Genomic DNA, 18,312 nt, shown 5'->3' with positions numbered 1-18,312 from the left:
CTGCACCGCGTGCGCCGGACTGCGTCATTCTTCCTTAGCTCCGGTATCGGGCTCGGCGACTCCCTCGCCCCCGGCTTCTTCCTTCACCGACGCTTTGGGTACCGGCTTCTTGATGACCCCTTTCCCCTCGAAGTAGGCACGCAGGATCCTGCCGGAAATCGGGGCGGCGGCGGAACCGCCATGCTCGCCGTGCTCCACGATGACGGCCACGGCGATCTCGGGCTTTTCAAAGGGAGCAAACCCGACGAACAGGGCGTGATCGCGGAACCGGTAAGGGATGCCTCCCTTGCTGTCGCGCAGCTTCACGACCTGTGACGAGCCGGTCTTCCCCGCCACCTTGACCTCCCAGAGCCTGGACATGCCGCCGGTGCCGTGCGCCTCGTTGACGACGGCGAAGAGCCCCTCCTTCACGAAACGGTAGGTGGAGGGCTTGAGCCCCGTCTTGCCGATCACCTGCGGCGTGTAATCCTGCAGCACCTTGCCGTCCGCGTCCACCACGCGCTTGACGAGGTGAGGCCGGTAGATGGTCCCCTCGTTGGCGATTGTCCCGATCATCGAGGCCAACTGCACCGGCGTGGTGAGCACGTACCCCTGGCCGATGCCGACCGGAAGGGTCTCGCCCGCGTACCACTTCTTGCCGAAACGTTTCAGCTTCCACTCCTCGGTCGGGATCACGCCCCCCTTCTCGTTTTCCAGGCCGATGCCGAGCGGAGCACCGAGCCCGAAGGCCTTGGCGTACTTGGCGATCCGGTTCACGCCGAGGCGCTCGGCGAGCTTGTAATAGTAGACGTCGCATGACTCGCGCAGCGACTTCTTCAGGTCGACGGTGCCGTGCCCCTTGTGGTCCCAGCAGCGGAAGGTGGCGTTGCCGAACTTGTAGGAGCCGGTGCATTGCACCGTGGTGTGCTCGTCGATGAGCCCTTCCTCGAGCCCCGCAATCGCCGTGATCACCTTGAAGGTGGAGCCGGGGGGATACATCCCCTTCAGCGCCTTGTTCTCCAGGGGATGCCGCTCGTCCTCGAGGTATTTCTTCCAGACGTCGGGAGGCATCCTGCCGGTGAAGAGGGCGGGGTCGAAATCGGGGCTGGAGACGAAGGCGAGGATCTCGCCGGTGTTGACGTCCATGGCGACGGCCGCGCCGGCCTGGTCGCCCAGCGCCTGCTCGGCCGCCTTCTGCAGGTCGAGGTCGATGGTGAGCATCACCGTGTTGCCGACGCTCGACCCGGTCTCGGCGACGGTGCGCAGGAAACGTCCGCGCGCATCGACCTCGATCTGGCGCCCGCCGTCGGTGCCGTGCAGGTAGGACTCCCACGCCCGCTCGATGCCGCTTTTGCCGATGTAGTCGCCCGCGTTGTACTCGCGGTAACGCTCGGAGTTGAGCTCGTCCTCGGAAACCTCGCCCAGGTAACCAAGCAGGTGCGAGGCGAGCGTGCCGTTCGCGTAGGCGCGGATCGGCTTCATCTCGATGTTCACCCCGGAAAGGGCGAGCCGGTTCTCCTCGAGGAACTCCATCTGATCACGGGTGATGCCCGAGGCGACGACCAGCGGGTAGTACTTCGCCCTCCCCTGCCCCTTGGTCCACTTGGTCTCGATTTCCTTGCGGTCGAGGTTCAGGTAGCGGGCGAGGTTGTCGATCAGCTGATCCTTGTTCTTCACGTCCTGCGGGATGACCGCAACGGAGAAGGATGGGGTGTTGGAGACGAGCACCTTGCCGTTTCGGTCCAGGATGGCGCCTCGCGGTGCCGCGACCGGGACGAAACGGAGCCGGTTGCTTTCCGACTGGTCGATCAGGTCCTCGGCGCTGATCACCTGCAGGTACCAAAGCCTCGACAGGAGCAGGAAGAACATGGCGAAGGCGCCGATGGAAAGGCCTATGATACGGCGGCCGCCCCCGTCGTCATCGGGTATGATGTTGTTCAGGTTCTTCATCGCGCCTCCTCCACGGGGAGCCTCACCCCGGACACCAGGGAGGCAACCAGGGCGTTGATCAGGGCCTGCGGCAAAAGCGCCGGCAACAACGAGGCGTAAAGGCCGTTTGAGACGGAGAAGACAAGGAGCATCAAGAGGTTCAACAGGGCACTCATAAGCGTTGCAATGAAGACGACCAGCACGAACAGGACGCGGTTATCGGTATAGAGCCGGTCGGCAAGCTCAGACAGGAGCGTGTAGATGCAGAGATAGGAAAAGGCATGCAGCCCGAGGTAGATGCCGCTGAAGCTGTCCTGCAAAAGCCCCAGGAGCAAAACGGCGACTCCGGAATAGCGGTGCGGCAGCTTAAGCCCCAGGTACACCACCAGGATGAGGATCAGGTTGGGCTGGAAAGGGTCCAGCAGGTACCTCGGCAGCAGCGTCATCTGGAGGAGACAGGCGGACGCAACCACGGCGGCTATCTTTAGATAGGCTATCACGGGAAAATCCTACTCATCGCGCTGCTGCACGAGCACCAGCATCTCTTCGAGCTGCCCGATATTCACCAGGGGGCGCACCTCGATGGTCTGGAAGACCCCGTACTCCCCCTTCTTCACCATGGTCACCTCGCCGATGGGAAGCCCCTTCGGGAAGACGCCGCCGATGCCTGAGGAAACCACGGTGTCCCCCACCTTTACGTCCTCGTCCTTCACGGTGAACTCCATGGAGCAGCGCCCTCCCCCGGCGCCGCGCACGACGCCGCGGGCGCGGGTGCGCTGCACGATGGCGGCGATGGCACTGGCATGGTCGGTGAGAAGGAGCACGCGCGAAGAGTGCGGCGCCACCTTGACCAGGCGACCTACGACGCCGCCCGCGGCAACCACCGGCATCCCCTCGGCAAGCCCGTCGGCAGCGCCCCGGTCCACCACGAGCGTCTTGAACCAGGCCGAGCTGTCCTCGCCGATCACCGACACGGCAACCGACGGGATGGCCACGCTCTCCTTGAGTTCGAGCAGCTGTTTGTACCTGAGGTTGGCGGCAATGGCCTCGTTGTTGGCGACGACGCGTTCGTTGAGACGCTTCACGCTCTTTCTGAGCTCGATGTTCTCGCGGCGCACGTCGATCAGGTCGATGTAGTTGTTCCAGATGTCGCTCAGAAAACCGGTAGCGCTCGCGGCGGAGCCGGCAACCGGTGCCGTCATGCTCATCACGGTACGCTCGACCGGGTTCGCGTGCTCCCTGTTCCTCAGGTTCATGGCGTAAGTGAGAAACGCCACCAGCAGGATCAGGGCGGTCAGCAGGAATCGCCTGTAGCGGTTAAGAAGGTTTTTCATCGGCCTCAGAAATGGTTTAGGGGGCACTGCGGCCCCCTATTTGTCGAATGATGTCATCGCATGTCGCCGCGAAGAAGAGGCGCTCAGTCAAGCTGAAACGGAGAGTCCACGAGTTCCTCGTGGCGGATTTCGTCGACCGGCTCGCGTTTCCCCTCCCCCGCGTACAGCCGGTTCGGGGCGTTGAAGACGATGCCGCTTTCAAGACCGATGTTACGGTAGGCATGCACCACGCCCGGCGGCACGATCACCATCATCGGTGCGTCCACGCCAGCGTAAATCACCTGTTTGATTCCGTAGCTCGGAGAATCGGGGCGGGCGTCCCAGAGGTACACCTTGAAGTTCGAAGGCCCCATGAAGCAGAAAAGGTCGGTCTGGTCGACATGCTCGTGCGGACCGCGCGCCACTCCGGGCAGGGTCATCGAGATGTACGCCATGGCGGGCATGACGCCCGGTTCCAGTTCGTCGGAGCGGAAAAGCTCGGTAAGCCAACCCCGCTCGTCCAGGAACTTGCCCAGGGGCTTGTGCACCACGTCGTGGATGCGCCCCTTTTTGTAAACTACCGCCTCACTCATTTCATCCCCTCCCCGCCGCAAAGCTCGGTCTCGTTGTACACCCGCACTAGGTAGTCACGGTAGGACGAGTTGGGCGTCTGTTCGATGACCCGCGCCATACCCTTGCAATCGAGATAGCCCATGCGCAGGGCGATCTCTTCCAGGCAGGCGGTCTTGAGCCCCTGCCGGGCTTCCAGCGTGCCGATGAAGTGGGAGGCCTCAAGGAGACTCTGGTGGGTACCGGTGTCGAGCCATGCGATGCCGCGCCCGAGCCTCTGAACGGTAAGCTCGCCGCGTCTCAGGTAATCAAGGTTTATGTCGGTGATCTCGAGCTCACCGCGGGGTGAAGGCTTGAGAGCCCTGGCCACTTCGACCACGCTCCCGTCGTAGAGGTAGAGACCGGGAACCGCGTAGCTTGATTTGGGAACTTTCGGCTTCTCCTCGATGCTGAGAACCTTGCCGTCGATATCGAACTCGACGACGCCGTAGCGCTCCGGGTCCTGCACGTAGTAGCCGAATATCTTTGCGCCGCCGTCAAAGTCGGCGATCAGCTTGTCGAGCTCCATCTTGCCATAGAAGATGTTGTCGCCGAGAATCAGGCAGACCGGGTCGCCGGCGATGAATTCTTCACCGATGAGAAAGGCCTGGGCGATCCCCTTCGGTTCGGGCTGCACCGCGTAGCTCAGCCGGATGCCCCAGCGCGACCCGTCACCGAGGAGCGCCTCGAAACGAGGGGTGTCCTGCGGCGTGGAGATGATCAGTATGTCGGAGATCCCCGCCATCATGAGGGTCGCCAGCGGGTAGTAGATCATCGGCTTGTCATAGACCGGCTGCAACTGCTTGCTGGCCACCATCGTGAGCGGGTAGAGCCTGCTGCCGGCACCGCCAGCCAACAGGATCCCTTTTTTTATCCCTTGCGCCATACCAACCTTTCCAGAACCGAAATTGACATTTAACAAACTGTATTTATTACCACAACGGCTCATCATGCGTCAAACAGATAATCCCGGGCGGCCCAGTCGTAACGGCGCCCGGCGGCTAGAGCAGGCGTTCCTTGAGCGCCTCGTCGATGAAGCTCTCCTCGATCGCCTCCCGCGCCCAAGGCTCCTTGCAGCGCGCAAGCACCACGGCGGCCCCTTCGGCCACCGCCGGGACCGGGCTCCAGAGCGCGTTCCTGATCGAGCGCAGCCGCCTGGGGTCGGGGGCTTTCATGACGGCGAGCTCACGGCAGGAGCGGCACAAAAGCGCGAGGTTATCCTCAACAGGCTCTTCATCCGGCCGGTATTCCCAGAGGCGCAACTCCTCGTTCCCCTCGCACCATTCGCACTTGAAAGCCGCCCTCTTGCTCACGGTCTTGCCGAAAAGCTGCACCGCCTCCAGGTGGTCCTTGTTTTGCTGCGCGCCCTTTGCCATTCCCGCCTCCTTGCCGCCTGAATGGCAGCGCTGCCGAGTCTAGCAGAATGGTCAACCGGATCAACAGTTTTCTCGCCCAGGCGCCATATTTACGGGACAGTTTTCACTGGACAGCGAGCGGCGTTCGCGGTTAAGGTCTCGACGGGAAACTCCCAAGACAAGACGTAACACGAGGACGAAGAAACATGATGCTGCCGCCCCCCCTGTACCAGGGAACCCTGATCCGCCGTTACCACCGCTTTCTCGCCGACGTCGAGCTCGACGACGGCACCTTCGTCACCGCCCACACGCCGAACACCGGGAGCATGATGGGGTGCGCCGTGCCTGGAAACCGGGTGGTCCTTTCGGTAAGCGGCAACCCGGGGCGCAAGTACCCGCACAGCTGGGAACTGGTGCAGGCGGACGGCGTGTGGGTCGGCATAAACACGCAGCTTCCCAACCTGCTGACCAGGGAGGCGATCCAGAACGGGACCATTGCGGAGCTTTCCGGCTACGAGAAGATCACCCTGGAGGTCCCCTACGGCACCGGAAGCAGGATCGACCTCCTGTTGAGCGGCGAGCGCGGCCTCTGCTACGTGGAGACCAAGAACGTCACCCTGGTCAAAGAGCGCTGCGCCCTCTTCCCGGACGCGGTCAGCACGCGTGGACAGAAGCACCTGCGCGAGCTTATGGAGATGGTGCGGCAGGGGCACCGTGCGGTGAACCTCTTCGTGGTACAGCGCGGCGACGGCGACGCCCTGGCACCCGCCGACGCCATCGACCCGACCTACGGCCGCCTTTTAAGGGAGGCGGCAGACGCCGGGGTCGAGCTCCTCGCCTACCAGGCCCAGGTAACCCTCGGCGAGATACGCCTCACCCATCCGGTCCCGGTATTGCTCTAGGTATTTGACATCCTTGGCAAGGACGCTAAAGTTATACGCGTTGCCCGGGGGGACCAATGAGAATTCCGAAACTGACCATCTTCGCCAAGGAAACCGGCGTCGAAATAGCTCCCAGTGAAAAAAAGCAAAACGGCAGGCCCGAAGAGGGGCGCGTCGCCTTCCGCTTCTTCCGGCTCGCCGCAGGCCGCCAGCACATCCGCTTCGTGGCGGAGCCGTGCGAGGCCTTCGAGATCTCCAGGAAGATCGCACAGGTAGAGGCGAGCGGCGGGAAGGAAACCTTCACCCACCGCTACGAATCCACCGACGGGGAGACGATAACTAAGCTCACTGTGGAGTGCTATGAGCGCCACGGCCGGAAGGGATACGCCTTCTCCATCCAGCGCGGCGAGGAGAGCATCAACGTGGCGGCGCCGCAGGGGGAGTTTCTTTTCGCGGCAGAATTCTTAAAGCAGCTTTCCGTGGCGCAATCCTGGGTCTCCTGGGTGGAACCGGACGCGCCGAAACAGCAGGCGGCCTCACCTGCCTGACCCCACCGAAAACTACGAAAGCGGGACAGCGTGATAATCAAGAAGCCGAGCAAAACCCTCTATCTAAGCATCGAAAGCAGATTGTGCGACGTGGCCCTCGTGGGACATGCGGTGCGCGGCGTCTGCGCCTGTTCGCCCCTTAAGGAGGAGATCTACGGTGAGATGGAAGTATGCGTGGTGGAGGCGCTAAACAACGCGATCACCCACGCCTACCGCCGCCAGGAAGGTTACCGCGTCGACACGGCCATCACGCTGCATCACGACCGCATCTCCTTCGAGGTTTCCGACGAGGGGACCGCGATCGAGGATTTCGCGCCTAGAAGCCTCGAGTTCGACCCCGAAGTGATCGGCTCCATCCCCGAAAACGGCATGGGGCTCTTCATCATCGAGACCCTCATGGACGAGGTGAGCTACCGCTCCCATAACGGCAGGAACACCCTCTCCTTCTGCCGCTACTTCACCCAGCCCCAGGCCTGACCCTACCCCAGCAGGAACTCGAAGTCCTCCCGCCCGATAGAGACGCTCCCCCCCTGCTCCGCCTCATCCAGAAGCGCCCGGTACAGTTTCAGCTTGCGCTTCTTCAGTTCCATCATCTTCTCCTCGATGCTGTGCCGCATCAAAAGCCTCGTGATGGTGACCTGGCGCTTCTGTCCGATGCGGTGCGCCCGGTCCGAGGCCTGACTCTCGACGGCCGGGTTCCACCAGGGGTCCAAGTGAAAGACGTAGGAGGCGCGGGTCAGGTTGAGGCCGCGTCCCCCAGCCTTGAGGCTCAAGAGAAACACGCCGGGCTCGGTCGCTTCCTGGAAGTTCTGCACCAGTTCCTTGCGGCGTGAGACCGGCGTGGAGCCGTCCAGGCGCGAGGAGGCGATGCCGTGCTGGGTGAGCCCCTGCTCGACGATGTCGAGAAACGAGGTGAACTGCGAAAAGACGAGCACGCTGTGCCCTTCGGCGAAGAGTTCCTGCAGCTGATCCACCAGGAACTCTATCTTCGGAGAGCGGTCGTTGGCCCCGGGGAGGACGAGTCGTGAGCAGAGGCAGATCTGGCGCAGCTTGAGGATCGCGGTTAGCGCGATGATGCGCGCCTGTCCGGCGGCGTTGGAGGCGAAGGCACGCGCCACCGTCTCGCGCACCTCGGTGACGGTCCGGGCGTAGAGCGCCTTCTGCCTCGGACTCATCTCCAGGTAGAGGTCGGTCTCCACCTTCGGCGGGAGCTCCGCTGCGATCATGTCCTTCGAGCGGCGCAGGATGAAGGGGCGGGTGCGCCGGATCAGCGTCTCGATGAAGTCGTTTCCCTCGCGCCCCATCTGTTTGCGGAACTGTTCGTACGGGCCGAGGAGCCCGGGGAGAGCCAGGTCCATCACCGAGAAATACTCACCCAGGTGGTTTTCCAGCGGCGTCCCGGTGAGGGCGACCTTGAAGGCTCCCTTCAGCCTGCGTACCGCCCCGGTGGTCTCGGCGTGGATATTCTTCACCGCCTGGGCCTCGTCGAAGACGACGACGTGGAACGGGATCTCGCGCAGCACCTCGATGTCGCGCTGCACCACTCCGTAGCTCGTGATGACGACGTCAAAACCCGCGAATTCGGCACGGCGCCCCTGGCCGCGATAGACGCCGACCTTCAGGTCCGGGTAGAAGCGGGCAAGCTCGCTCTCCCAGTTGAAGATGAGGGTGGGTGGAACCACGACGAGGTGCGGCACTTCGCGGGGCACATCGGAGGCGATGGCCCCCTCCTTGAGCCCGGCCAGAAGCGCGATCGCCTGGATGGTTTTGCCAAGCCCCATGTCGTCGGCTAGGCAGGCCCCGAAACGGTGCTCGTAGAGAAAGGCGAGCCAGCTGTACCCTTCGACCTGGTAGTTGCGCAGGGTGGCCTTCAGCCCCACCGGTGCGTCGAGTTTCGGTATCCCCTCGAAGCGGGTAAGGCTCTCGAAGATGCGCTCGTCCTCGGGGGACAAAAGCACGCGCACGCCGTTTTTCCTGAGCGTGATCCAGTCGAGGATCTGCAGGCGCGGCACCCGCACCACCTCGCGTTTCGTATGGGGGGCAAAAAGGGCGAGTGTGCTGCTCGTGAGCGGGTCGAGAAGGAAAACGGCGCCTCCCCGACGGAAGACCCCGCCGCCGTTCAAAGCGGCCATGAGTTCGGCCTCGTCGACCAGTTCGCCGTCGGCGCGAATCTCCGGACGCAGCTCGAACCAGTCGATGGTCGACCTGGTGGCGTCCAGGGTGAAGGTCCAGGAAACGGTCTGCAGCTCCTCGCCGGCAAGGGCGATGGAATACCCCTCGGCGACAAGCGCCGCCTTCAGCTCGCCCAGGCGCCCCATGAAAACCTTGCGCTCCAGCGAGAAGCGCTCCCCCTCCCCCGCCTGCCAGAAGATATCGAAGCCGAAGATTTCCGCGAGGATCTCGAGAAGACGCGTCTGACGCGAGACGTCGACCCCGAGGGCGAGCCACTCTCCATCCTCCGAGAGCTGCAACAAGGTGAGCGTCCTGCGCGCCTCTTCGCAGAAACCGTTGATGATGGCGCGGGCGTCGGCTCTGATGCCGCGCTTGAAGAATTCGGCCCCTTCCAGCGTCTGGCGTACGAGGCGGTCGCGCTCCGCAAGGTTGTTGGAGCCAAAGGCTGCGAAGCAGGCCTTCGCGATGGCGGCGACACGCTTCTTCGCCTTCAACGGTTGCGGGTATGAGGCGCGGCCGTCTCCGTTCAGGAAGCGGAAGGCCTCGGAGTAGAAGGAAAAGACGGCTTCCCCGGCCGCCCCTTCGGCCACCAGCGGCACCATATCCTCGAGCTCGAGGATATTTAGTCGGTAGCGCGGCTCGATGACTCTCGGCGTCACGCAGACGCCGGAGACGGAGAGGATAAGGCGCGAGGCGGTCTCCCCCTCGGCGCCGAGCTCGAACTGAAGCCGGTTGAAGAGCGCCGCAGGGAAACGGCAACCTGTCGCCTCCACCGCCGGGGCTTCGGGAAGCCGCGCAAGAAGAACCGTGAGGCTTCCGTAGAGGCGCTGGCCGGTGTCATCGACCTTCTGGATCAGGCTGCGTTTGAGATCGAAGAGGTAACCCTGGTGGATGAAGAGCGCGTCATCCATCGAGGCGCCGTTCTCGAGGGAGAGGGTTGCGGCGACCTCCCCTTTATCCAGATCGAGCTGCAGCAGGACGGCACGGGTCACCGAGGCGTCGAACGAGAGCGGCCTCGTCTCATCCCCGGAAAGGTAGAGGATCGGGAAGCGCCCGCGGAAACGCCCGAGGAACTCTTCCACGACGCGGCCGCGCAGTGCCGAAGAATGCAACAGTCTCAGGAAGTCGCGCATGGAGGCGGGAAGAGCCGTGTCGTAGAGCGCGACCGGCAGGAGGTTCTGCATGAGGCGAAGGCGCACTTCACCCTGCTGCCTTTCAAGCACCAGGGCGTAGCCACTATCGGCGGGGATCGTCCCCTCTTCGGCAGCGACCTCTTTAACCGGAACCAGGGAGAGTTGCTCACGGATTCCAGCCAGGTAATCGTTGGGGAGTTGCAGCATGGGAAGGGAAGCCGGGGCGAGCGCCTTTTTCACCGTGGCGAGGGCCGCGACGAGGTGCGGGCAACGCCCGTGCGGACTCCAGACGCCGCAATTGCAACTGCCGTTGAATTCGCCATGGGCGATCGACAGGCTCACCCGGCAGGTCTGCCCCGCATCCGACAGGCCGACCTCAAGGACGTCGCCGGCCTGCTGCCAGGCGACGCTTGCGACCGGAGTCCTCTTGCACAGCTCGAAGCCGTTGAAGAGGTGCACCTTGTCGGCCAGCGCATAGATGCCCGCCGCAGGCATTTGGAACAGGTGCCGCAGCAGTGGGTTGGACGGAATGTCGATCACGTGGGAACTCCCCGGGTGTGCGAGCAAAGGATCGTATAAGGTACCAGAAACAGAGCCCGAATACAACCGCGCCTTACCAAGGGATTGAAAAGAAGGTGGGAGCCGGCCCCAAGATCCAAAACCTCCCCGCCGGCAGCGAAGGTCCGACAGCAAACATAAAACTTTATCCAAGATGGGACTTTATCCACTAAGACGGGACTTTAGCCACTAAGTTGGGACTTTAGCCACTAAGTTGCGTCTTTAGCCACTAAGTTGCGTCTTTATCCGCTAAGTTGCGTCTTTGTCCGCTAAGTTGCGTCTTTGTCCACTAAGTTGCGTTTTTATCCACTAAGACGCGACTTTATATACTAAGACGCGACTTTAGCCACTAACATGGACGGTTGGCCACTAACGTCAATTTTAGTTTAACAACGAAAGGAGGTTATTCGTGGGCGCGCACCTGCAGTTGATCCAAAGTGGGAAGAAAAACGATGGGAGGGGAAAAAAATGGGGACGGCAGCGACCGTCCCCTCGAAAAGGAGACCCAGGAGTGTGTTCCAAGGTTCACAACTACTCTTCGGACACAGCTCCCAGGACTTTAATTATTTTTTTTCACCCCTCGTCTTTAAGGGCGAAATTGTCGATGATCCAGCGCGCGATGCTGCGCCTTGGGGGGAGCGCCGGGGGCATGCGTTCCCTGGTGAACCACTGCGCATCCTCCAGTTCGTCGTGATCGACCCTTATCTCGCCCGACTCGTGACGCGCGACAAAGCCGGCCATGAGCTGGCTCGGGAAGGGCCAGTTCTGGCTCCCGACGTAGTTTACGTCGGTTACCTTGAGACCGGTCTCCTCGAACACCTCGCGCGCCACGCACTCCTCAAGCGATTCTCCGAAGTCCACGAAACCGGCAACGAGGCTGTAGCGCCCGGCGGCCCATTCCGGCTTTCGCGCCAGCAGGAATTCGTCGCCGCGCTTGATGAGGACGATGATGCAGGGATGGATGTGCGGGTAATGCTCGTGCCCGCAGCCGCCGCAGCGCTTGCCCCAGGTGGGGGCGATGCGGGTCATCTCGCCGCTGCCGCAGCGCGAGCAGTGGCTGCTTTGCCGCTCCCAGTAAAGGATCTGTTTGGCGACGCCGTAGATGGAGGCCAACTGGTCCGGAAGCTCGGTCCACGGGACGGGCTGAAGCGTCTCAGGAACCGCTTCGGTTTTCCCGAGGCTTAAAAGGCGCACCGGTGCACCGTCCCACTCCCCGAACTGCAGCGCGCGGCCGTCGTCGTTTAGTGATGGGGGGAGCTCGCCCCGGTAGAGGTCGCCATCCTGCAAGAGGAGCGCGTCCCCCTGGAGGAGGACCCAGTAGCCCGGCCCGGGATCGGTGGCCGCGTCCGGTTTCAGTTGGGTGAATCGGGTTTTTATGATCTCGCCGTTAAAGGGAAGGTTGATGGTATCGGGATATGACATGCACCGCTCCTGTTGCATTACTGGTCCAGCGACGCCGTGCATAATACAGGAACCGCATATGGAAGCAATGCCCTTTTCATTCAGAGCATTTGACTTGCATTGCTTTCGCGCGCCATGGTATTTTTTTCGTTCGCCAATACCCGGGCCGAGGCCCAAGCAGGAGATCAAGTGAAACAAAACAGAAGACTACCGGCGGAGTGGGAACTCCAGGACGGCGTGCTCCTGGCATGGCCGCACGAGAACAGCGACTGGCTGCCGTATCTCGACCAGGTCCAACCGGTTTTCGCCGCCATCATCGCCGTCATCAGCCGCTTCGAAACGGTAGTGGTAGCCGCAGACGACCCCGAAGAGGTGCGCGAAACGCTTGCCGCCGCCGGGGCCGACCTCGAGCACGTACGGCTCCTTCCGATCGACACCAACGACACCTGGGCACGCGACTTCGGCCCCATCACTGTTCTGGAAGACGGCGCGCCGAGGCTCTTGAACTTCGGCTTCAACGGTTGGGGGCTCAAGTTCCCCTCCGATCTCGACAACCGGATCAACAAGCAGTTGCAGGCGCAAGGCCTCTGGAAGGCGCCGCTCGACACGGTGGGCCTCATCCTCGAGGGGGGGAGCATCGAGAGCGACGGCAGGGGGACTATCCTCACCACCGAAGAATGCCTCATGAACGATAACCGCAACCCGCACCTGACCCGCGAAGAGCTGGAAGAGGAGCTGCACGGGCTTTTCGGCAGCGACCGTTTCCTCTGGCTTTCCAACGGGTACCTGGCGGGCGACGACACCGACTCCCATGTCGACACGCTCGCGCGCCTCTGCCCCGACAACACCATCGCCTACGTGCGCTGCGACGACCCGGATGACGAGCACTACCCTGCCCTCAAGGCGATGGAGGAGGAGATCCTCGCCTTCCGCACCAGCGGTGGGCGGCCGTACCGCTGCATCCCCCTCCCCTGGCCGGGCGCGAAGTTCGACGAGGACGGGGAGCGGCTCCCGGCCACCTACGCGAACTTCCTGGTGATCAACGGTGCCGTGCTGGTGCCGACCTACAACGATGAAAAGGACGCCGCCGCGCTGGTTGCCGTCGGCGAGGCTTTTCCGGGCTTCGAGATCATCGGCATCGACTGCCTGCCGCTCATCCTGCAGCACGGCTCGCTGCACTGCGTGACCATGCAGCTGCCGAAGGGGACGCTTAAGTAAGGCGCCCGCCGGTCCATCCCCTCCCCCCTCCCGGGGAAGGAGGCTTAGACAAAATGACGGAGAAGAACATGAAGAAACTGAAAGTAGCCCTCGTACAGCAGGCCCTGCAGGAAGGGCGTGAAGCCATGGTCTCCGCCACCATCGCCGGAATCCGCGAGGCAGCCGCCAAGGGGGCTCAGCTCGTGGTGCTCCAGGAACTCCATACCGGCAGCTATTTCTGCCAAACCGAGGACACCGCCTGCTTCGACATGGCCGAGACGATCCCCGGCCCCTCCACCGAAGAGTTCGGCGCACTGGCAAAAGAACTCGGCGTCGTCATCGTCACCTCGCTCTTCGAGCGCCGCGCGCCGGGGCTGTACCACAACACCGCCGTGGTACTGGAAAAGGACGGGAGCATCGCCGGCAAGTACCGCAAGATGCACATCCCGGACGATCCTGCCTTCTACGAGAAGTTCTACTTCACCCCGGGCGATCTCGGTTTCGAACCGATCCAGACCTCGGTGGGAAGGCTCGGCGTTCTGGTCTGCTGGGACCAGTGGTACCCCGAGGCGGCGCGCATGATGGCGCTCGCCGGCGCCGACCTCCTCATCTACCCGACCGCCATCGGCTGGGACCCGCGCGACGAGAAGGACGAGCAGGCGCGTCAGCTGGACGCCTGGGTGACCGTGCAGCGATCGCACGCAGTCGCAAACGGCATTCCGGTTGTCAGCGTGAACCGCGTAGGCTTCGAGGGCGACCCGAGCGGCGCGGGCGCCGGCATCAAATTCTGGGGCTCGAGCTTTGCGGCAGGACCGCAGGGGGAATTCCTGGCACGCGGCGGCGAGGAAGAGGAGCTCCTGGTGGTCGATCTCGACATGGGACGCAGCGAGGACGTGCGGCGCATCTGGCCCTTCTTGCGCGACCGCCGCATCGACGCCTATGGCGACCTGGCGAAGCGCTACCGCGATTAGGTTTACCATCCCTCCCCACTCCCCCCCCTCCCCAAAGAGAGGGGGGGAGTGGCTGCAGAGCTGTAAATTATTGAACGAGGTCCCGCCGTGAGGAACGACACCTCGCCCCAGCAAAAACTTCTCGATGCCTTCGCAGCCTGCACGCCGGAACAGCGTAGCTTGCTCCAGCTGCTTTCGGTGGTCTACGCGCCGGTCTCCAAACACGTCCTGCTTAATCTTGTCAAACGACTCCAGCTCCCCTCTCCCACCGGACCGAGTTACACCGGCGCCGTACTCTCCGAGACGCTGGAAAACCTAAAGGTGACAGGCCTCGTCCAAGGGAGCGACCGCGGCGTCCACTGCCGTCCGCTCATCGCCCACGCGGCCACGCTTAGCGCCTACACGGAGGGGCGCTTTGAGGCGATGGCGAAAACGGTGCAGTCCGAGTTCCCCATCGTCTCGGAATGGGGCAGCAGTTACTACCGTGTTGCCGAGCACGGCCTGCGCGACGTCCGCATCTGCTTCTACAGGAAGGATGTAGCAGGTGCCTTCGACGCCGCGGAGAGGTACCTGAAGCAGTTCCCCTACGAGGCCATGCGCTGTCATCCCTTCATCGCAGCCTGCTTCATGCCTTACGACGACGCCTGGTTCCGCTCCCTGCCCAACCCGCTGCGCGGCACCGCCCTGCTCGTCCAGATCCCTCACGCCCGTCGCCAACTGATCCCTTGCGCCGCGCCGTTTCAGGCCCTGACAGACTTACTCGCCACCGACTCCAGGGCATCGTACCTGCTGCACGACATGTACTGCCGCGAACTTCTTTGGCGCGGCAGGAGTGGTGAAGCCGAGAAAAGCGCCTGCGAGGGGGCGAGCTCCGCGCAGCTCTCGGTGCTTGCCTGCTGCGCCTTGCAGCACGGCGCGTACCCTGATGCGGTGACCTCCTTTCGTAGGTCACTGGCGGCGTTGAAAAAGGAGACCGGCAAGCGCAAGACCTTCTTCGAGGACGGCCTCGGCCCCTTCTTCGTCATGGCGCTCATGGCGTCAAACGACCCGGCGCTTCTCGAGGAGGCCGCCGAACACTGCCGCTACGTCCTGGGTAAGCGTGAATGGCCCGACCAGCAAATCTTTCACCTCCTGCAACTGGTAGCCGCGGAACGGCGTGGCGAGGCAGGCATCAGGGAACTGCTCGAAAACCTGCTATCGCGCACGGCAGCGTCCCCTCTTGAGACGTTCATCCATCTGCTGGCTCTGTACTGGTGCGGCTCTGAGAGACGCAAGGCACAGGCGTTGAAACAAAGGGAGCTGGTCGCCCGCCTGCGCGAGGCCTCGCAGCTCTGGCTTGCCGACGAACTGGACCTTCTCATGGCCGCATGCGGCGTTCAGGAGGCTGCCGGGGCTTCTATTTTGAAGCGCTATGAGGCGAAAGGACTCGTTCCTCTGTACCGCTGCGTGGAGCCGGTGGAATCGTGGCAAAGCGCCCTCACGGCGCTACTGCGTCTGAATGCGGGGCCGGAATCGGAGTCCGACACGGCGCTGCCTCAGTCGCGCCTCATATGGCACTTCGAGGAGTTGCGCCACAACTTCGAGATCACGCCGCGCGAACAGAAGCAGGGCGCGAACGGCAAGTGGAGCGCGGGGCGCAACGTTTCGCTCAAAAGGCTCGCCGAGGACGCGGATTCCTTTGAGTACCTCACCCCGCAGGACCGGCTCATCTGCGGCTGCATAAAAAAGGAGCGCGGTTACGGCTACTACGGCCGCGACAGCTACCAGTTGGACCTCGACCAGGCCGTGCCGCTCATGATCGGACATCCGCACGTCTACCTCGATACCGGCGCTTCGGTGCGCCTCGAACTCGTGCACGGCGAGCCGGAGATCCAGCTGGTCGCCGAGAAGGACGGCTTCAGGCTTCAGCTCGTCCCCCCCTTCCAGCAGGACCAGAAACTTCACCTGCAGAAGGAGGCCCCCACCCGCATCAAGGTCTTCGAGGCGAAGCCGGAGTACCTGAAGATCGCCGCCATACTCGGAAACGGGCTCACCCTTCCGGCACACGCAAAGGATCAGGCGCTGAGCGCCGTGAACGCCCTCTCCTCGATGCTGACGGTCCACTCCGACATAAGCGACGCCTCGACCGAGACCATGGCGGGCGATGTCACCCCATGCTTCCATCTGCTCCCGTATCAGGCCGGGCTCAGGCTCGAGGTTCTCGTGCGCCCGTTCTCAGACGCTGGCCCCTTCTTCCGCCCGGGTTCCGGCGGAGAGACCGTGATGGCCGAGCTGGACGGGAAACGGGTTCAAGCAAAACGTGACCTGAAGCTCGAGGAAAGCCGCGCCGCCGAGGCCCTCGTCCTCCTCACCGCGCTGGGCGAAGCGGAGGAGAACGAAGGCGAATGGCTCGTCCCCTCCACCGAGAGTGCGCTCGAGTTGCTCTTGCAGTTGCAGGCCTTAGGAGAGTCAGCGCGCGTGTCGTGGCCGCAGGGGGCGTGCTTCAAGATAAAGCAGATAGTTACCCCCTCACGTTGTAAGCTTTCCGTGAGACAGGCGAAGGACTACTTCGAGCTTTCCGGCGAGGTGAAGGTGAACGAGGAACTCGCCCTCGACCTTCGGGAACTGGTCGAGCTGGCGCGCAGTACACAGGGGCGATTCGTGCAGTTGGGCGACGGCGAGTTCATCGCCCTCTCGGCGCAATTACGGAGGTACCTGGACGACCTCGCCGCCTGCTGCGACCCGCACGGATCAACCTTCCGCTTCCATCCCCTCGCCGCCACGCTCTTCGAGGATTTCGCGGCCGACGCCGGGGAGTTCGAGGGGGATAAGCAATGGCAGGCACAACTCAAGCGCTTGCGCGAAGCGCAGACCTTCCGCCCCGAGATACCGAACACGCTGCAGGCCGAGCTGCGCGGCTACCAGGTGGAAGGATTCAACTGGCTGAACCGCCTGGCGTACTGGGGCGTTGGGGCCTGCCTTGCCGACGACATGGGTTTGGGAAAGACGGTGCAGGCGCTGGCCCAGATGCTCACCATGGCGGCACAGGGACCGTCGCTCGTCGTCGCCCCCACCTCGGTCTGTCTGAACTGGGAAAGCGAGACCGCTAAATTCGCACCGACACTGAGGTGCATCATCTACGGCGGAAACAAACGGGAAGAGCTTCTGAAGGGGCTGGGGCCTTTCGACTTGGTCGTCTGCAGCTACGGCCTTTTACAGCAGGACGGCGAGCTGCTCGCCGCGGTGCAGTGGCAGGCGATCGTGCTCGACGAGGCCCAGGCGATCAAGAACATGTCCACCAAGCGCAGCCAGGCCGCGATGCAGCTCTCCGGCGCCTTCAAGATGGTCGCAACCGGCACCCCGATCGAGAACCACCTGGGCGAGCTCTGGAACGTTTTCCGCTTCATCAACCCGGGACTCTTAGGCTCGCTCAAGCAGTTCAACGTCCGCTACGCCTCACCGATCGAGAAGAGCGAAGACAAGAAAGCACGCCAGCGCCTGAAACGGCTCATCCAGCCCTTCATCCTGCGCCGCACGAAGAATCAGGTGCTGGAGGAACTCCCGCCGCGCACCGAAATCACCGTCGCCGTCGAAATGGGGAACGAGGAGACCGCGCTCTACGAGGCGATCAGGAAAAGCGCCCTCGAGAACCTGGCCGGCATCGGCAAGGTGGAGGGAAAGGGAGAGCTGCACCTGAAGATCCTGGCCGAGATCATGAGGCTGCGCCGCGCCTGCTGCAACCCGCGCCTTATCCTTCCCGACAGCGCCATACCCAGCTCCAAGCTCGCCGCCTTTGCGGAGATCGTCGAGGAACTTCGGGAGAACCGTCACAAGGCTCTCGTCTTCAGCCAGTTCGTCGGGCACCTGGAGATCATCCGCAAGTACGTGGAGCGGGCAGGCATCCCCCACCAGTACCTCGACGGGTCCACTCCGGCGCCGGAGCGGAAGCGACGCGTGGACGCCTTCCAGTCCGGCGAGGGAGACCTCTTCCTGATCAGCCTGAAGGCGGGTGGCGTGGGACTCAACCTCACCGCAGCGGACTACGTCATCCACATGGATCCCTGGTGGAACCCGGCGGTCGAGGATCAGGCATCTGACCGTGCCCACCGCATCGGACAACAGCGTCCGGTGACCATCTACCGCCTGGTGACCAAGGGGACCATCGAGGAGAAGATCGTCGGGCTGCACCAGCAAAAGCGCGGCCTCGCCGACAGCCTATTGGAGGAGAGCGATCTCTCCGGCAAGGTGAGTGCCGAAGAATTGCTGAAACTTTTGCGAGCGGATAAATGAGGGGTGCCGGGGAAGAAC

14 protein-coding genes are annotated in these 18,312 nt (G+C 63.0%); 6 read left to right on the top strand and 8 right to left on the bottom strand.

Going from position 1 to position 18,312, the window contains the following annotated elements:
- Window positions 1–24 precede the first annotated feature (24 nt).
- The 6 genes from mrdA to E8L22_RS10765 all read right to left on the bottom strand — a co-directional run bounded on the left by mrdA (window position 25) and on the right by E8L22_RS10765 (window position 5,206).
- Window positions 25–1,929: a penicillin-binding protein 2 gene (gene mrdA / locus E8L22_RS10790; protein ID WP_136525186.1), complete on the bottom strand. Its 1,905-nt coding sequence runs from the start codon at window positions 1,927–1,929 to the stop codon at window positions 25–27.
- Window positions 1,926–2,408 carry a rod shape-determining protein MreD gene (gene mreD / locus E8L22_RS10785; RefSeq protein WP_136525185.1) on the bottom strand — a complete coding sequence of 161 codons (483 nt, stop codon included), beginning with the start codon at window positions 2,406–2,408 and terminating at the stop codon, window positions 1,926–1,928. The genes mrdA and mreD overlap by 4 nt, the downstream gene beginning before the upstream one ends.
- A 9-nt stretch (window positions 2,409–2,417) precedes the next feature.
- Window positions 2,418–3,242, bottom strand: coding sequence for a rod shape-determining protein MreC (mreC, locus tag E8L22_RS10780; RefSeq protein WP_136525184.1), 825 nt, complete (start codon window positions 3,240–3,242; stop codon window positions 2,418–2,420).
- A gap of 83 nt (window positions 3,243–3,325) precedes the next feature.
- Window positions 3,326–3,814, bottom strand: coding sequence for a dTDP-4-dehydrorhamnose 3,5-epimerase family protein (locus E8L22_RS10775; RefSeq protein WP_136525183.1), 489 nt, complete (start codon window positions 3,812–3,814; stop codon window positions 3,326–3,328).
- On the bottom strand, window positions 3,811–4,716 hold the full coding sequence (rfbA, locus tag E8L22_RS10770) for a glucose-1-phosphate thymidylyltransferase RfbA (protein WP_136525182.1): 906 nt from the start codon (window positions 4,714–4,716) through the stop codon (window positions 3,811–3,813). The genes E8L22_RS10775 and rfbA overlap by 4 nt, the downstream gene beginning before the upstream one ends.
- Before the next feature lie 115 nt (window positions 4,717–4,831).
- The gene (locus tag E8L22_RS10765; protein ID WP_136525181.1) at window positions 4,832–5,206 is read right to left on the bottom strand and encodes a hypothetical protein; all 375 of its coding nucleotides are present in this window, start codon (window positions 5,204–5,206) and stop codon (window positions 4,832–4,834) included.
- 185 nt (window positions 5,207–5,391) lie between these two features.
- Between E8L22_RS10765 and sfsA the strand changes: the two genes are divergently transcribed.
- Genes sfsA through E8L22_RS10750 form a run of 3 tightly spaced genes read left to right on the top strand, consistent with a single transcriptional unit; the run spans window position 5,392 to window position 7,091 of the window.
- On the top strand, window positions 5,392–6,087 hold the full coding sequence (gene sfsA / locus E8L22_RS10760) for a DNA/RNA nuclease SfsA (RefSeq protein ID WP_136525180.1): 696 nt from the start codon (window positions 5,392–5,394) through the stop codon (window positions 6,085–6,087).
- 56 nt (window positions 6,088–6,143) lie between these two features.
- Entirely contained in the window at window positions 6,144–6,614 is a 471-nt protein-coding gene (locus tag E8L22_RS10755; RefSeq protein ID WP_136525179.1) for a hypothetical protein, read from the top strand.
- Window positions 6,615–6,644: 30 nt separating this feature from the next.
- Window positions 6,645–7,091 carry an ATP-binding protein gene (locus tag E8L22_RS10750; RefSeq protein ID WP_246038012.1) on the top strand — a complete coding sequence of 149 codons (447 nt, stop codon included), beginning with the start codon at window positions 6,645–6,647 and terminating at the stop codon, window positions 7,089–7,091.
- 2 nt (window positions 7,092–7,093) lie between these two features.
- Here the strand turns inward: E8L22_RS10750 and E8L22_RS10745 are convergent, their stop codons facing one another.
- Both E8L22_RS10745 and nudC read right to left on the bottom strand, forming a co-directional pair.
- Window positions 7,094–10,459: a DEAD/DEAH box helicase gene (locus tag E8L22_RS10745; RefSeq protein ID WP_246044617.1), complete on the bottom strand. Its 3,366-nt coding sequence runs from the start codon at window positions 10,457–10,459 to the stop codon at window positions 7,094–7,096.
- A gap of 591 nt (window positions 10,460–11,050) precedes the next feature.
- Window positions 11,051–11,899, bottom strand: a complete 849-nt coding sequence (gene nudC / locus E8L22_RS10740; RefSeq protein WP_136525178.1) for an NAD(+) diphosphatase — start codon at window positions 11,897–11,899, stop codon at window positions 11,051–11,053.
- Between the two features lie 168 nt (window positions 11,900–12,067).
- Here nudC and E8L22_RS10735 point away from each other — a divergent pair, with 168 nt between their 5' ends.
- The 3 genes from E8L22_RS10735 (at window position 12,068) to E8L22_RS10725 (ending at window position 18,294) form a co-directional block, all read left to right on the top strand.
- Window positions 12,068–13,096, top strand: a complete 1,029-nt coding sequence (locus E8L22_RS10735; protein ID WP_136525177.1) for an agmatine deiminase family protein — start codon at window positions 12,068–12,070, stop codon at window positions 13,094–13,096.
- 68 nt (window positions 13,097–13,164) lie between these two features.
- Entirely contained in the window at window positions 13,165–14,046 is an 882-nt protein-coding gene (locus E8L22_RS10730; protein WP_136526088.1) for a carbon-nitrogen hydrolase, read from the top strand.
- Window positions 14,047–14,133: 87 nt separating this feature from the next.
- A complete protein-coding gene (locus E8L22_RS10725) occupies window positions 14,134–18,294 on the top strand; it encodes a DEAD/DEAH box helicase (RefSeq protein WP_136525176.1) in 4,161 nt (1,386 codons plus the stop codon).
- Window positions 18,295–18,312: the final 18 nt, after the last annotated feature.

Source organism: Geomonas ferrireducens (assembly GCF_004917065.1).
GTDB classification, from domain to species: domain Bacteria; phylum Desulfobacterota; class Desulfuromonadia; order Geobacterales; family Geobacteraceae; genus Geomonas; species Geomonas ferrireducens.
The sequence above is the reverse complement of the archived record's forward strand: the minus strand, read 5'-3'. Positions and strand labels throughout refer to the sequence as shown.